The sequence below is a fragment of the Streptomyces sp. AA4 genome, from assembly GCF_000158875.1.
GTDB lineage: Bacteria > Actinomycetota > Actinomycetes > Mycobacteriales > Pseudonocardiaceae > Amycolatopsis.
The window spans coordinates 1,291,561-1,305,238 of record NZ_GG657746.1; the positions used below are offsets into that span (position 1 = coordinate 1,291,561).

The window sequence follows — 13,678 nt, forward strand, 5'->3', positions numbered from 1 at the left end:
TCCGGCCATGGCCGAGCTAGCCGCACCCGCCATCCGCGACTGGGACTACCCGCGCGGGACGGCGAGTGTGCTGCTCATGCACCGGTTCGCCGAGGAACGCGGCGTCTCGCTCCCCGGCGGCCCGGTCGAGGACCTGCGCGCGCCGGACCGCCAGCTCGACGCGCGGCAGGAGCTGGCTGTGGTGCGCGCGTTGCTGTCGTCGGTCGGCTCGGGCGACGACGTCGCGCTCAGCCTCGGCTGCCGGTACCGCGTGACGACGTTCGGCATCTTCGGTTTCGCCTGCATCAGCAGTCCGACGATGCGCGACGCGATGGTGTTCGCGTTGCGGTACCTGGATTTGTCCTTCACCTTCTGCATCCCGCACGTCGAAGTGGACGCCAGCGGCCTCCGCCTGGTACTGGACGATTCCCGGGTGCCGGGCGACGTCGCCCGGTTCCTCGCGCTGCGCGACCTGTCCGCGATCTGCACGGTCATGCGGGACCTGCTGCCGGAGATCTCCCTGGCGGGGCTGGAGTTCCGGTTTCCGTCGTCGTCCTTTGTGGACGCGTACCGGACCGCCTTCGGGATCAGCCCGGCTTTCGGGGCGGCCGAGCATCAGGTCATCCTTGATCCGGAGCTGTTGAACCTCCCGTTGCCGCAGGCCAACGAGCAAACCGTCGCGTTGTGCGCCGCGCAATGCGACGCCCTCGTCGCTCGCCGCCGCGCGCGATCGGGAGTTCCGCAACTGGTGCGGGAACGGCTGGTGCGGCTCGGCGGCGCGGACGCCGGGATGGACGAGATCGCCCGCCAGCTCACGCTCAGCACGCGAACCCTCCGACGGCGGCTGACCGAAGCGGGCACCGGCTACCGCCAGCTGCTCGACGAGGTCCGCCAGACCCTCGCCGAGGAAATGCTCGACACCGGCGTGCTGTCGGTCGACGACGTCGCTTTGCGCTTGGGCTATGCCGAGGCGTCGAGCTTCATCTACGCGTTCAAGCGCTGGACTGGCACGACTCCCGCCGCGTACGCCCGGCGCAACCGCTGACCGCCCCCGTTATGGACACCTCGTTACATAATGTCGTAGGCTGCCCGCATGGCTCGACCGCGCACCTTCGATCGCGAGCAAGTGCTCACCGCCGCCACTGAGTTGTTCTGGCGGCGAGGCTTTCACGCGACCAGTGCCGAGGAACTGTGCCAGGCAACCGGTCTCGGCCGCAGCAGCTTGTACAACACCTTCGGCAGCAAAGGCGCGCTGTTCTCGGAATGCCTGGCCCGCTATCTCGACGCGACGGCGCGGGCCACCGCCGAGGTGATCGCGAAGAAGGGCGACGCGGTGTCCCGAATCGAGGCTTACCTCACGAAGGTGGTCCTCGAGGAAGCCGAGCGGTCGAGCACCGGGGCACCGAGCGGATGTCTCGCGGTCAACTCCGTCGCGGAACTGGCGGGCGACACCGGGAACGCGGAGTTTCTGGAGCAGGTCGCCCGCGACACCGACGCTCGGCTGCGTTTGCTGACCGACCTGTTGCGGGCGGGTCAGGCGGCGGGCGAAGTCACCGCTGAGGTTCCCGCGGAGGGGCTGGCCGCGTATGTGAACGCCAGCGTCGCGGGGCTGCGGATCTCCGCTCAAGGCGGTGCGCCGCTGGCCCGGCTGGCCGACATCGTCCAGGCGGCCGCCCGGGCGCTTCGTCCGTAAGCCCGTCCCTTCCGGCTTCGCGCCGGCCAGGTTTTGAACCGATCGTTACCGAAAGGGTTTCCCATGTCTCGAGTGCCGTCCGCGGTCTATGTACTGGCCGCTGGCATCTTCGCCATGGTCACCAGCGAATTCGCGGTCGCCGGGCTGATGCCGCAGCTCGCCGCCGGACTCGGCGTCGATGTCGCGCGCATCGGCTATCTCATCACCGTCTTCGCGGTCGCCATGGCGGTCGGCGGTCCGGTGCTGACGCTGGCCTTGCTGCGGATCCGGCCGAAAGCCGCGCTGATGGTCGTCTTCGCCGTGTTCTTGGCCGGAAACGTGCTCGCTGCGCTCGCGACGACATACTCGGTGCTGGTGGTCGCTCGCGTGATCAGCGGCGTGGCGTCGCAAGCGTTCTTCGGCATCGCGATTTCCCTGTGCGGGCAACTGGTCGAGGAACGCGTGCGCGGCCGGGCGATCGGCGTCGCGATGAACGGCCTGATGCTCGGCACCCTGCTCGGGCTCCCGCTGGCGACGTTCGCGGGCGGACAGTACGGCTGGCGGGCGGCGTTCTGGACGATCACCCTGCTCACCGTGCTCGCCGCCCTGCTGACGCAGTTCCAGGTGCGCGATCCCGGGCGGGCCGTGCGCCGGGAAGCCGCGGATTTCCGCGTTTTCCGGCGTCCGAAGCTGCTTCTCGCGCTCGTCTCCAGCACGCTGATCATCGGCGCGACGTTTTCCGCGTTCAGCTTCTTCACCCCGATCCTGACCGAGGTCAGCGGATTCTCGCCGGGCGCGGTCCCGCTGCTGCTTCTCGGCTACGGCGCGGCGACGGTCATCGGCAACAGCGTCGTCGGCAGGCTCGCTGACCGGCACACCGTTTCGACGCTTGCGGTGGGCACCCTTCTCAACGCGGTCTTCCTCACCGGCTTCGCCCTGTTCACGGACGTGCCCGCGGCGGCGTTGGGGTTCCTGCTCGCGATCGGGCTGGCCGGCGTGACGATGAACCCGGCGATGGCGGTGCGGGTGCAACGCGCCGGGAACACCAGTCCGCTGGTCAACACGGTGCACTCGTCGTTCATCACGCTCGGGGTCATGCTCGGTTCGTCGGTCGGAGCCGGCTTGATCGAGCCGTACGGCTTGCGCGCGCCGATCGTTCTCGGCGCCGCGACGGCGGTGGCCGCGGTCGTGACGATCCTGCCCGCGTTCCGGACGGGTCAGCCGGTGCTGCCCGCTCCGGAGGTCTGCTGTGCCAGCACGGCCGGGTAGGTGGTTTCCAGCAGCTGCACCAGCGATTCCACCAGGAACGCGCGCAGTTCGGCCCGCTCCAGGGTGCCGCGGACCAGCCATTCCCGGGACGCCGCGCGCAGCATCCCGCCGTACGCCCGGATCATCGCCCGCAGCTGCGGATGTCCGTTCTCCGGCAGCAGGGCCGCGGCGAGCACGCGGTCGGCGGCGATCTCGTCCGCCTCCCGCATGATCTGCTCGACCTCCGGGTCGTGCGCCGCGTCGATCACCGTCAGCCAGGCGTCGCGGTTGCGTTCCACGACGTCGATCCACCGGTCGATGCCGATCTCCAGGCGCAAGCGGGGCGGCCCTTCCGGCAGCGCGTCGACGACCGGGGCGGGCACGATCGTCATCTGCCGCACCACTTCGAGGTACAGCTCGCGTTTGCCGCCGAAATAATGGTTGATCAGCGGCCGGGCCACCCCCGCGGCCGCCGCGATGTCCGAAGTGGACACCGAGGAGTAGCTGCCCGCGCCGAAGCACCGCCGGGCCGCGGCGAGGATCTCGGCCCGGCGCTCGGCGGGGTCCAGCCGCCGCCGGGTTCCGCTGCTCACCGGGCCAGCCTCGCCGCCGGGCGAGGTCGTTGTCAACACGGCGCGGAGGCGACGGCGCCGGATGCCGTTACCCAACCGGAACAACCGGCCGGTAACTCCGGCCGCCCCGGCCGCGACCCATCAGCCGGGGGACCTGGGGCGAGCGGGAGCGGGCGATGGACGGCACGGACCAGCAGCCTCGGCCGCCCGGCCGGTGGGTCGGGGTGCGGATGCACTGCCGCCACGTCCGGATGGACGACCGGCCGTGCGCGACCGGCTGCCCGGAAGACGAGCTGACGGTGTCGTATCCGGGGATACTGATCAGCAGCTACGACGACGGCGAACTCGTGGAGGAGCGCTGGGTCCCGCTGGGCGCGGAGCCGAGCGAGGAGGACGACGAGGCGCTGATCGAACAGCTGCGCGCGGCGCTGTGGTGGCAACTGGGCGAGACTCAGACGGACAGCGGGGACTCGAACGGTCCGTGAGGGGAACCCTGAGGGACTCAGAGTCCCCCAGGGTTCCCCTCACGGACCTTGAGTCCACTATGGACTGACGACCGCCCGGTCGGCCTTCTCCGTCTTCTCCCGCAGGTCCGCGCCGCGGGTCTCCGGGAGCGTGAACGTGACCAGCGCGCTGATCACCATCAGCACGATCCCGTAGACGACGAACAGCGACGGATGTCCGTTCTTGGCGAACAGAGTCTGCAGGTACGGCGCCGTGCCGCCGAAGGCCGCGACCGCGATCGAGTACGGCACGCCGACGCCCACCGCGCGGATTCGGGTCGGGAAGATCTCCGCGTAGACCGCCGGGCCGATGGAGGAGAACCCGGCCATGAACAGCAGCGCGATCGACATCGCCACGAACAGCTGCCACGCCTGGTGCCCGACCATCGCGTTCAGCGGGAAGCTCAGCAGGAGCAGGCCCGCGATCGCGATGAACAGCACCGGTTTGCGGCCGATGCGGTCGGACAGTTTGCCCCACAGCGGCAAGGCGATCAGGAAGACCACGTTCGCGCCCACGCCGGCCCACAGCGCGCCGGTCGGTTCGACTCCGCGAACAGTGATCGCGTACGACGGAGCGGCGACGGCCCACATGTAGTAGATGACCGTCGCGCCGACGGTCAGCCCGACGACCTGTGCGAGCAGCTTCGGGTTCTGCTTGATCGTCTGCCAGATCTGGCCCTTCTCCTTCGCCGCCTGGAAGACCTCGGTCTCGCGCATGCGCAGCCGGACGTAGAGCGAGTAGAGGCCGAAAACGCCGCCGAGGACGAACGGGATCCGCCAGCCGAAGGAGACCATCTGCTGGTGGGTCAGCACGCCGGAGAGGACCGCGCCGAGCAGCGTGCCGACGAGCACGCCGCAGGTGCCGGAGAAGTAGATCAGGCTCGACCACAGTCCGCGCCGGGCCGGCGGGGCGACCTCGGCGATGTAGGTCTGCGCGGACGGCAGCTCACCGCCGTGCGCGAGGCCCTGGGCCAGCCGCGCGACCACGAGGATCACCGACGCCCACACGCCGATTTGCCCGTACGTCGGGGAAAGGCCGATGACCAGGCTGCCCGCGGCGGCGATCGCGACGGTCAGCGCCATCGCGAGCTGACGGCCCTTGCGGTCGGCGATCCAGCCGAATACCCAGCCGCCGATCGGCCGCGCGGCGAAGCCGACCGCGAACACCGCCAGCGTGCTCAGCAGCGCCGAAACCGCGCTGCGGGAGTTGAAGAACTGCGCGGCGAAGAACGACGCGAACGTGGCGTAGACGTTCCAGTCGAACCACTCCATCGCGTTGCCGGCACCGAGCCCGAACAGGGTGCGGCGACGGTCTGGGACCACAGAAGTCATCGCAGTGCTCCTTCGGCGAAACGGTCGAGACGGCGGACGGCGAGTTCGGCGTAGACGGTCGCGGCGCGCGACAGCACCGACGGGTCGAAATCGGCGTACGGGCTGTGGTTGTTGGGCGCGGTGTGCGGTTCGAGACCCGGCATCAGCGCGCCGAGGCCGAGGAACGTGCCCGGTACCGCGGCGAGCACGCGGGAGAAGTCCTCGGAACCGGCGACCGGGTTGGGCAGCTCGGTGTAGTACTGCTCGCCGATCGTCTCGCGGACGACCTCCGCGCCGAACGCCGTCTCGTCGACATCCGTTACGGTCACGGGATATTCGTTCTCGAACACGACGTCCGCGGTGACGCCGTTCGCCCGCGCGACGCCGTCGATCGTCTCGCGGATCGTGGTGTCGAGCAGCGCGGCGGTGTCGTCGGAGAAGCAGCGAACCGTGGCTTCGAACTCGGCGGTCGCGGGGATGACGTTGCGCTTCGTGCCGCCGCGGATGACGCCGACGGTCAGCACGGCCGGGTCGAAGATGTCCAGGCGGCGCGTGATCATCGTCTGCAGCGCGGTGATCATCGCCGCGGCGGCCGAGATCGGATCCTTGGCGCGGTGCGGCATCGACCCGTGCCCGCCTTCGCCGTGCACGGTCACGAGCAGCTTGTGCGAGGCGGACATCAGCGTCCCCGGACGGCTGGCGAACTGGCCGCTGGGCAGCATGGACGAGAAGACGTGGAGCCCGTACGCGGCGTCCACGCGGCGGCCGGCGGCGTCGAGCACGCCTTCCTTCAGCATCACGCCCGCGCCGTCCCAGCCTTCTTCGCCGGGCTGGAACATGAAGACGACGTCGCCGTTGATCCGGTCGCGGTGGGTGTGCAGCAGGCGAGCCGCGCCGACCAGCGACGTGGTGTGCAGGTCGTGGCCGCACGCGTGCATCGCGCCGTTGGTGGCGGCGAAATCGAGCCCCGTCGCCTCCTGGACCGGGAGCGCGTCCATGTCCGCCCGCAGCAGGACCGTGCGCGGCTCAGTCGCGTCGCGGGCCGAACCCTCGCCGCGGAGCACGGCGGTCACCGAGGTCGTTTCCGTTCCGGTCGAGATCTCCAGCCCGAGCCCGTCGAGTTCGCGCAGGACGCGTTCCTGGGTGCGCGGCAGGTCGAGGCCGATCTCGGGCTCGCGGTGCAGTTCGCGGCGCAGCTGCGCCAGGTCGTCCTGCTGGCTGCGGGCGTCTTCGTGGAGGTCCACCGGCTCGGCTCCTCTTCGTCGGGGAACGGCGTCTTGGTGGTCGAGTGTGCGAACTCACGTCCGATATCGGGTTAGAGTTGTCGGAATCGCTCGCGAACCCGCCTTCTGGAGAAGAAACAATGATCGACTCACTGGAGGAGGAAGACTTTTCGCTCATCCACGCCTTGCAACTGCGCCCCCGTGCGACCTGGACGCAGCTGGCCGCGGCGCTCGACTCCTCCCCGGTGACGCTGGCCCGGCGCTGGGAGCGGCTGCGCGACGGGGGAGCGGCGTGGGTGACGGCGTATCCGCACGTGCCCGGGCTGTATCAGGTGCAGGCCGCGTATGTGGAAATCCGCTGCGCGAGCGGACAGGTGCGCGAGCTGATCCGGGAGCTGTCGACGTGGCCTTCGGTGGCCAGCATCGAGGAGGCTTCGCGCGAATACAGCCTGGTGCTGACCGTTTTCGGCCTCGGCCTGCGTGACCTGTCCGCGCTGCTGCTGGACGCGATCCCCAGCCTGCCCGGAGTGCTCAACACCCGCTCGCACCTGGCGTCGCGGCTGCACGTCGAAGGCAGCTCATGGCGAGTCGGCGCGCTCGACCGGCGGCGCGTGCAGGCGCTCTCGCAGCTTCCGTCCATCGGCGGCGGGCGGACAGCCAAACTGCAGCCGTGGAAAGAGCCTTACGCGCCACTGACGGTGGCCCTCGGCGAGGACGGCCGACGCAGCGCCGCCGACCTGGCCCGGATCACCGGACGCCCGGTTTCCACTGTGCGCCGCCAGCTCGGCCACCTGCTGAGCGCCGACGCCTTGACGTTCCGCTGCGAGATCGCGCAGGGCCTCACGCCGTCGCCGATCGTGGTCAACTGGTGGTGCCAGGTCCCGGTGGCGCACGTGTCGACGTGCGTGGATCGCTTGCGGGCCAACCCGACCGTGCGGCAGATGGCGAGTCTGCCCGGTCCGGCGAATCTTCTGGTGACCACGTGGATGCGGTCGATCGAGGAATCGATGCGGATGCAGGAACACCTGGAACAGGACCTCGCGCCGCTGTCGGTGGTGGATTCGGCGCTGATCCTGCGGACGGTCAAACGGATGGGCTGGCTGCTCGACGACGTGGGCCGGAGTACGGGATTCGTGGTGACGATGCCCGCTCCGGCTCGGGAGGAAACGCCTTAGGCGAGCCGGAATGTCGCGCGGTATTCGGAGGGCGAGACGCCGAGCGCGGCGCGGAAGTGGCGGCGCAAGGTGGCCGCGCTGCCCATTCCGCAGCTCGCGGCGATCTGGTCGACCGAGGAATCGGTGCGCTCGAGCAATTCCTGCGCCCGCGCGATCCGCTGCTGGTGCAACCAGTTCAACGGTGCGGAACCGAACTCGGCGTGCATCCGGCGGGCGAGCTGGCGGGAGCTGAGACCGGCGTGGCGCGCGAGGTCCACGACCGTGAGCGGCTGGTCCAGCCGCGCCCGCGCCCATTCCGCGGTGCGTGCGAGGCCGGAACCTTCGGGAGAAGGCGGCGGGGACACGAATTGCGCCTGCCCGCCATGGCGATGCGGCGGAACGACCAGCCGTCGCCCGAGGTCGTTGGCGACCGCCGCGCCGAAGTCCCGGCGCACCAGGTGCAGGCACAGGTCGAGAGCGGCCGTTTTGCCCGCCGAGGTGAGGATGTCGCCCTCGTCGACGTAAAGCACGTCGGCGCGCACTCGCACGCGCGGGTAGCGGCGGGCCAGGTCGTCGGCGTGCATCCAGTGGGTGGTCGCGATCCGGTCGTCCAGCAGTCCCGCCTCGGCCAGGACGAACGAACCGGTGCACAGCGCCGCGATCCGGACCCCGCTCGCGTGCGCCTCCCGGAGCGCGGCCGCGAGCGCCGGGTCGATCTCCTCGCCGGGGGAATCCGTGGAGGGGACCACGATCAGGTCGGCGGCTTCGCCGATCTCCGAGACGCCGATCGCGGGCAGATGCGGCAGCCAGTGCCGCGGCGACCGTTCCGAGCAGGCGACGACGACGTCGTACCAGGCGCCGGTGGGGGAGAGGTCCGAACGGTCGACGCCGAAGACTTCGGCCGCGATCGCGACCTCGTACAGCATCGCGTGCTCATGGAGGACGAGCACCAGTCGAGGCATGTCCGATACTGTACGCAACTCGTCCTTTCAGACACTCACCTCGGCGTGCGGGAGTGTCCAGACTCGACGTTATGACAGATTCCCAGCGCGTCCTCGTCTACGGTGCCAGCGGGCACACCGGAAAGTTCGTAGTCGAGGAGTTGCTGCGCCGCGGTTTTCAGCCAATCGTCGCGGGCCGCAGTCTCGCGCGCCTCGCACAGTTCGCGGATTTGGACCGGCGTGCGGCAAGCATCGACGACGGCCCCGGTCTGCGGGCACTCCTTCAGGACGTCGCGGTCGTGATCAACTGCGCTGGCCCGTTTCTGGACACCGCGCTCCCGCTCGCGAAGGCCGCGGTCGAGACCGGCGCTCATTACCTGGACGTCACCGCTGAGCAGCCAGCCGTCCAGCAGCTCTACCGGGAACTCGACGCGCCCGCCCGCGCGGCGGGAACGGTGGTGGTGCCCGCCATGGCGTTCTACGGGGGATTGGCCGATTTGCTCCTCACCGCCGTGCTCGGCTCGGAGACGTCCGCGGATGAGGTCGAGGTCGCCATCGGCCTCGACCGGTGGTGGCCCACGGAGGGAACCCGGGTCACCGGCGCCCGCAACACCGCGCCCCGCCTGGTGCTCCGCGAGGGCGCCCTGGTCACGATCTCCGCCCCGCCCGCGACCGGGAAATGGGACTTCCCGGAGCCGATCGGCGCACAGTCCACTGTGGAGCTGCCGTTCTCCGAGGTCGTCACCATCCACCGGCACCTCAAGGTGGGATCCTTGCGTTCCTGGCTGAACACCGCTCCGCTCAACGATCTCCGCGACCCGGACACCCCGGCCCCGAACGGACGCTCGGCTCAACGCTTCGCCGTCGAGGTCACGGTCGGCTCCGGGCCATCGACGCGTCGTGGCATCGCGACTGGGCGCGATATCTACGCCACGACCGCACCGCTCCTGGCTGAAGCGGTTGTCCGGCTCCTCGACGGCCGGTACCGCGGCTCCGGCGCGCTGGCTCCAGGCGAGGTATTCGACGCCGCCGACTTTCTGACGGCGATCTCCGACCCCGATTTCGAAGCTGTGTGGCGATAAACGGGTCAATCGGATGGGCGGAGCGAGCCGGTGAACTCTTCGAGGTGGACGTCGGCCCCGCGGAGCTGACGGAGGAATCCGACCGCTTCGGCGAGAAGGACCCGGCCGGTGATGGTGAGCGCGGCCAGTTGGGGAAGGCGGTGGCCGGTGGCCAGGAGGCGGGTGAGCTGGGTGGCGTCGAGGGTGAGCACGCGCAGGGCTTTGAGTTGCACCAGTTGGTCGATGGCCGGAATGTCGAGGCCATCGATGGCGAGCCGGGTGAGGTTCGGCAGGGTGGCCAGCGGGGAGAGGTCGACCGGGTGGGCGAGATGGTGGAGGGTGAGGTCCCACAACGTCGGATGACCGACGAGCGCGTCGAGGCCGACCCGGGCGGCGGAGATGGTGAGGGATTCCAGCAGCGGCAGCCCGGCCACGTTCGGGACGACGGTTCTCATGCGATGGGCCCCGAGCTCGCGCAGCCCGCCCAGCGGTTCGAGCGTTGCCAGATCGACGTCGATGCCGTCGCTCAGGTGACAGGATTGCACCACTTCCGGATCCTCGGTGCTGATCTCGGCGGCCAAGTCCAGTTTCGCGACATCGCGGACGAGAAGCACGTGGTTCTCGTAGGGGACGTCGTGGAAGGCCGCTTGGATCTCGAGCCGGGGATCGCCTTCATGGCGAGTGAACCGGCCCGCGCGAAGGGCGGCCACGACGTCGGCGAGCATCTCGGTGACCGACGATGCGAGCAGCCGCGCCACCTCGTCGCCGTGTTCGATCACCTGCCCGGACCGGCCGCCTTCCGCGGGATCGAGATCGACCGCGATCCACTGGTCGCTGTGGTTCCCGCCGAAAGAAAGCCACCAGTCGTTGCGAGACAAGCGTTTGATCCGACTCGGCGGCACCGCTTCGAACACCACGTCCGCACTGTGCGGCGGTGGGTCGAAGGCGGCACCGCGGTATGCGCCAGGCAAGCTGTAGTGGTAGTTCTCGACCACAGTGTCAAGCGAGTCGTGTGCGTAGTAGCCGAGCAACCCGGTTTCGCCGGAGTCCCAGCCGATCAACCGGTAGAGCGCTCGCAGGTCCTCCGGCAGCCGCGCCTGGATCCGCGCTTCGGCGGCCGCGATCTCCTCTTCGCTCCGCCCCGGCTCCCAGTCCGGCGCGTGGCCGGTGATCGCGGTGTATCGCTCAGCGAATTCCTCGACGAGCGCACTGACCTCTCGCACCGCGGCGGGGTCGGTCGGAGCGCTGGTGGGTTCGATGCCCGCCGGTCGCGGCATGCCCGGCGCCGGGCGCTGCGGGCAGCGGAAGTCCGGATCGAACTCGAAGCGGACCGGAGCGAGGGTGCTGGCGTCGGCGCTGGTCGCGAATCGGTAAGTGCCGTCGGCACGCAGCTGCACCTCATACGCCGCAGGAGGGCGGTCTTGTGGGTAAGCACCGTGCAGAATGTCGATGAGGGCGCGCCCGTTGTGCTGATCCGGTTGGTCGGTCCACGCGGCCACGCTTCCTGACGTGCCCATCGAAAGCTGCAACACCGCGTCGGACCAGCCGCTGCCTGCCCAGTCTCGGAGCCGTTCCGCCAGCGTCCGCCCGATCTCCCCCAGATCCATGCCGTCAGCGTAGCGAGAATTCCGTACGCACGGCACAAAATCGGATCAAGCGCGCAACCCGTCGAACGCCATCTTGCACACCGCGTCCGCCAGCTCCTCCGGCGACGCACCTCGCCGCGGGCGATACCACTCGATCAGCGAGTTCACCGTGCCGAACAGCAACCGCGCGGCGATTGCCGGGTCGATGTCCGGCCGGACGTCTCCCTCGGCTTCCGCCTGTTTCACCAAATCCGTTACCAGATGGTCGAACTCGCGCCGTCGCGCCAACGCCGCCCGCTCGGCTTTCGTATTACCCCGTACCCGCAGCAGCAACGTCACGAACGGCAATCGGTCCGCCAGCACCAGCACACTCCCGCGCACCAGATGCTCCAAGCGGTCGATCGCACGGCCGTCGAGCGCCTCCGTCGATTCCGCGACCTCGAACAACCCGTCCAAAGCCCGGTCCACCGCCAGCCGCAGCAACTCTTCCTTGCTCGGAACGTGGTGGTAGATCGCGGATTTCGTGATGCCGAGCTTGCGCGACAGGTCCTCCATGCTGGTCCCGTCGTAACCGCGGTCGTTGAAAAGCTTGACCGCGACCTGGAGAAGCGACTCCAGGTCGTAGCCAGGCCGGCCGCGGCGGGCGGGGGCGGTCACGAGCGTTCGTCCAGCACGCGGCGCATTTTACCGAGCGAGCGCTCCAGCGTGTCCGGGTCCACGACCTCCACCGAAACGCTTACGCCGACACCGTCCTTCACTCCGGCGGCCACCGCGGAGGCGGCCAGCGAACGGCCCTCGGCGGTGGTGTCGGCGCGGGCTTCGACGCGCACCGTCAGGTGGTCCAGGCGGCCGCGGGTCGAGCGGACCAGCTGGAAGTGCGGGCTCAATCCCTCGGTGCGCAGGACGATTTCCTCGATCTGCGTCGGGAAAACGTTGACGCCGCGCAAAATGATGAGATCGTCGCTGCGGCCGGTCACCTTCTCCATCCGGCGGAAGGCCGGACGCGCGGTGCCGGGCAGCAGGCGGGTCAGGTCGCGCGTGCGGTAGCGGATGATCGGCAGCGCCTGCTTGGTCAGCGAGGTGAACAGCAGTTCGCCGCGTTCGCCCTCGGGCAGCACCTGTTCGGTGAACGGGTCGATCACCTCGGGGAAGAAATGGTCCTCCCAGATGTGCAGGCCGTCCTTGGTTTCCGCGCATTCCTGCGCGACGCCCGGGCCCATCACCTCGGACAGGCCGTAGATGTCGACCGCGTCCAGGTCGAACCGTTCTTCGATCTCGGACCGCATCTGCTCGGTCCACGGTTCCGCGCCGAAAATGCCGACCTTCAGCGAACTTGCTCGCGGATCCACGCCCTGGCGCTCGAATTCGTCGAGCAGCGTCAGCATGTACGACGGCGTGATCATGATGATTTCCGGCTTGAAGTCCGTGATCAGCTGGACCTGCCGGGCCGTCATGCCGCCGGACGCCGGAATCACGGTGCAGCCGAGCTTTTCCGCGCCGTAATGCGCACCGAGACCGCCGGTGAACAGGCCGTATCCGTACGCGACGTGCACCTTGTGCCCGGGCCGTCCGCCCGCCGCGTGGATCGAGCGGGCCATCACGGTGGCCCAGGTGTCCAGGTCCTTCTCGGTGTAGCCGACGACGGTCGGCTTGCCGGTGGTGCCGCTGGACGCGTGCAGCCGGCGGATCTGGTCCTGCGGCACGGCGAACATGCCGAACGGGTAGCTCTCGCGCAGGTCGGCCTTGGTGGTGAAGGGGAACTTCGTCAGGTCGCCCAGTTCGCGGCAGTCGTCCGGGTGCACGCCGGCTTCGGTGAACTTCTTGCGGTACAGCGGGACGTTCTCGTACGCGTGCCGCAGGGTCCACTGCAGCCGTTCCAGCTGTAGCGAGGCCAGCTCGTCGGCGCTGACGGTTTCGGCGAGGTCTGCAGTCTGCGGAGTCACTGTGTTTCCCGGGTCTTCTCGATGACGCGGCTGCGGCCGCGGAATTCGGCGACGACCTCGGGCCCGCCGGGGGTCTCCCGGTGCACCGTGACGTCGTAGATGCCGTTGCGGCCGTAGCGGGTGCGCTCGGCGGCCGTCGCGACGAGGTGGTCGCCCAGTTTTCCGGCGGCGACGAACGAGATCTCCGCGCCCGCGGCGACGGTGACCGGCCCGTGCGTGTTGCAGGCGAGGGCGAAAGCGGTGTCGGCGAGCAGGAACACGTAACCGCCGTGGGCGATGTCGTGCCCGTTGACCATCGTCTCGGTGACCTTCATCGTGGCCACCGCGCGGCCGTCGGCCGCCTCGACGAGTTCGATGCCGAGGGAGCGGGACGCCTCGTCGGTGTCGAACATGGCGTGCGCGGCGTTGCGGGTCACGAGCTAGGCCTCCGGGACGGTGACTTACTGACCGAATGGCCGGTAATCCCGGCGCGAGCCCAGTAAAGG

14 protein-coding genes are annotated in these 13,678 nt (G+C 69.3%); 6 read left to right on the top strand and 8 right to left on the bottom strand.

Annotation, left to right across the window (positions count from 1 at the left end):
* Positions 1-7 precede the first annotated feature (7 nt).
* From SSMG_RS06085 to SSMG_RS06095, 3 genes are all read left to right on the top strand, one after another.
* Positions 8-1,024: an AraC family transcriptional regulator gene (locus tag SSMG_RS06085; protein ID WP_009073819.1), complete on the top strand. Its 1,017-nt coding sequence runs from the start codon at positions 8-10 to the stop codon at positions 1,022-1,024.
* 48 nt (positions 1,025-1,072) lie between these two features.
* Entirely contained in the window at positions 1,073-1,672 is a 600-nt protein-coding gene (locus tag SSMG_RS06090; protein ID WP_009073821.1) for a TetR/AcrR family transcriptional regulator, read from the top strand.
* 72 nt (positions 1,673-1,744) lie between these two features.
* Positions 1,745-2,920, top strand: coding sequence for an MFS transporter (locus tag SSMG_RS06095; protein ID WP_037712724.1), 1,176 nt, complete (start codon positions 1,745-1,747; stop codon positions 2,918-2,920).
* Here the strand turns inward: SSMG_RS06095 and SSMG_RS06100 are convergent.
* A complete protein-coding gene (locus tag SSMG_RS06100; protein WP_037712726.1) occupies positions 2,869-3,492 on the bottom strand; it encodes a TetR/AcrR family transcriptional regulator in 624 nt (207 codons plus the stop codon). The genes SSMG_RS06095 and SSMG_RS06100 overlap by 52 nt on opposite strands.
* A 155-nt stretch (positions 3,493-3,647) precedes the next feature.
* On the opposite strand from SSMG_RS06100, the gene SSMG_RS06105 reads away from it, so the two are divergent.
* Entirely contained in the window at positions 3,648-3,956 is a 309-nt protein-coding gene (locus tag SSMG_RS06105; RefSeq protein ID WP_009073826.1) for a hypothetical protein, read from the top strand.
* A gap of 57 nt (positions 3,957-4,013) precedes the next feature.
* On the opposite strand, the gene SSMG_RS06110 is transcribed toward SSMG_RS06105, so the two are convergent.
* Both SSMG_RS06110 and SSMG_RS06115 read right to left on the bottom strand, forming a co-directional pair.
* Positions 4,014-5,306 carry an MFS transporter gene (locus tag SSMG_RS06110; RefSeq protein ID WP_009073828.1) on the bottom strand — a complete coding sequence of 431 codons (1,293 nt, stop codon included), beginning with the start codon at positions 5,304-5,306 and terminating at the stop codon, positions 4,014-4,016.
* Positions 5,303-6,529 carry a M20 family metallopeptidase gene (locus tag SSMG_RS06115; RefSeq protein ID WP_009073830.1) on the bottom strand — a complete coding sequence of 409 codons (1,227 nt, stop codon included), beginning with the start codon at positions 6,527-6,529 and terminating at the stop codon, positions 5,303-5,305. The genes SSMG_RS06110 and SSMG_RS06115 overlap by 4 nt, the downstream gene beginning before the upstream one ends.
* 119 nt (positions 6,530-6,648) lie before the next feature.
* On the opposite strand from SSMG_RS06115, the gene SSMG_RS06120 reads away from it, so the two are divergent.
* Positions 6,649-7,683 carry an Lrp/AsnC family transcriptional regulator gene (locus SSMG_RS06120; RefSeq protein ID WP_009073832.1) on the top strand — a complete coding sequence of 345 codons (1,035 nt, stop codon included), beginning with the start codon at positions 6,649-6,651 and terminating at the stop codon, positions 7,681-7,683.
* On the opposite strand, the gene SSMG_RS06125 is transcribed toward SSMG_RS06120, so the two are convergent.
* Positions 7,680-8,624 (bottom strand): GlxA family transcriptional regulator, encoded by a 945-nt coding sequence (locus tag SSMG_RS06125; protein ID WP_009073834.1) that lies wholly within the window; start codon positions 8,622-8,624, stop codon positions 7,680-7,682. The two genes, SSMG_RS06120 and SSMG_RS06125, sit on opposite strands and share 4 nt — an antisense overlap.
* Positions 8,625-8,695: 71 nt before the next feature.
* Here SSMG_RS06125 and SSMG_RS06130 point away from each other — a divergent pair, with 71 nt between their 5' ends.
* The gene (locus tag SSMG_RS06130) at positions 8,696-9,685 is read left to right on the top strand and encodes a trans-acting enoyl reductase family protein (protein ID WP_037712728.1); all 990 of its coding nucleotides are present in this window, start codon (positions 8,696-8,698) and stop codon (positions 9,683-9,685) included.
* 5 nt (positions 9,686-9,690) lie between these two features.
* Here SSMG_RS06130 and SSMG_RS06135 read toward each other — a convergent pair whose 3' ends face one another.
* The 4 genes from SSMG_RS06135 to paaI are packed head-to-tail and all read right to left on the bottom strand — an operon-like array spanning position 9,691 to position 13,585.
* Positions 9,691-11,271: an SMI1/KNR4 family protein gene (locus SSMG_RS06135; protein WP_037712731.1), complete on the bottom strand. Its 1,581-nt coding sequence runs from the start codon at positions 11,269-11,271 to the stop codon at positions 9,691-9,693.
* Positions 11,272-11,316: 45 nt separating this feature from the next.
* On the bottom strand, positions 11,317-11,907 hold the full coding sequence (locus SSMG_RS06140; RefSeq protein ID WP_009073839.1) for a TetR/AcrR family transcriptional regulator: 591 nt from the start codon (positions 11,905-11,907) through the stop codon (positions 11,317-11,319).
* On the bottom strand, positions 11,904-13,193 hold the full coding sequence (paaK, locus tag SSMG_RS06145) for a phenylacetate--CoA ligase PaaK (protein ID WP_009073841.1): 1,290 nt from the start codon (positions 13,191-13,193) through the stop codon (positions 11,904-11,906). The genes SSMG_RS06140 and paaK overlap by 4 nt, the downstream gene beginning before the upstream one ends.
* A complete protein-coding gene (paaI, locus tag SSMG_RS06150) occupies positions 13,190-13,585 on the bottom strand; it encodes a hydroxyphenylacetyl-CoA thioesterase PaaI (protein ID WP_037716697.1) in 396 nt (131 codons plus the stop codon). The genes paaK and paaI overlap by 4 nt, the downstream gene beginning before the upstream one ends.
* Positions 13,586-13,678: the final 93 nt, after the last annotated feature.

Bases quoted from the DNA above. Each gene is read 5' to 3' on its own strand.
- SSMG_RS06085 (WP_009073819.1), top strand. From the start codon at position 8: ATGGCCGAGCTAGCCGCACCCGCCATCCGCGACTGGGACTACCCGCGC.
- SSMG_RS06090 (WP_009073821.1), top strand. From the start codon at position 1,073: ATGGCTCGACCGCGCACCTTCGATCGCGAGCAAGTGCTCACCGCCGCC.
- SSMG_RS06105 (WP_009073826.1), top strand. From the start codon at position 3,648: ATGGACGGCACGGACCAGCAGCCTCGGCCGCCCGGCCGGTGGGTCGGG.
- SSMG_RS06110 (WP_009073828.1), bottom strand. From the start codon at position 5,306: ATGACTTCTGTGGTCCCAGACCGTCGCCGCACCCTGTTCGGGCTCGGT.
- SSMG_RS06120 (WP_009073832.1), top strand. From the start codon at position 6,649: ATGATCGACTCACTGGAGGAGGAAGACTTTTCGCTCATCCACGCCTTG.
- SSMG_RS06125 (WP_009073834.1), bottom strand. From the start codon at position 8,624: ATGCCTCGACTGGTGCTCGTCCTCCATGAGCACGCGATGCTGTACGAG.
- SSMG_RS06130 (WP_037712728.1), top strand. From the start codon at position 8,696: ATGACAGATTCCCAGCGCGTCCTCGTCTACGGTGCCAGCGGGCACACC.
- SSMG_RS06135 (WP_037712731.1), bottom strand. From the start codon at position 11,271: ATGGATCTGGGGGAGATCGGGCGGACGCTGGCGGAACGGCTCCGAGAC.
- paaI (WP_037716697.1), bottom strand. From the start codon at position 13,585: ATGTTCGACACCGACGAGGCGTCCCGCTCCCTCGGCATCGAACTCGTC.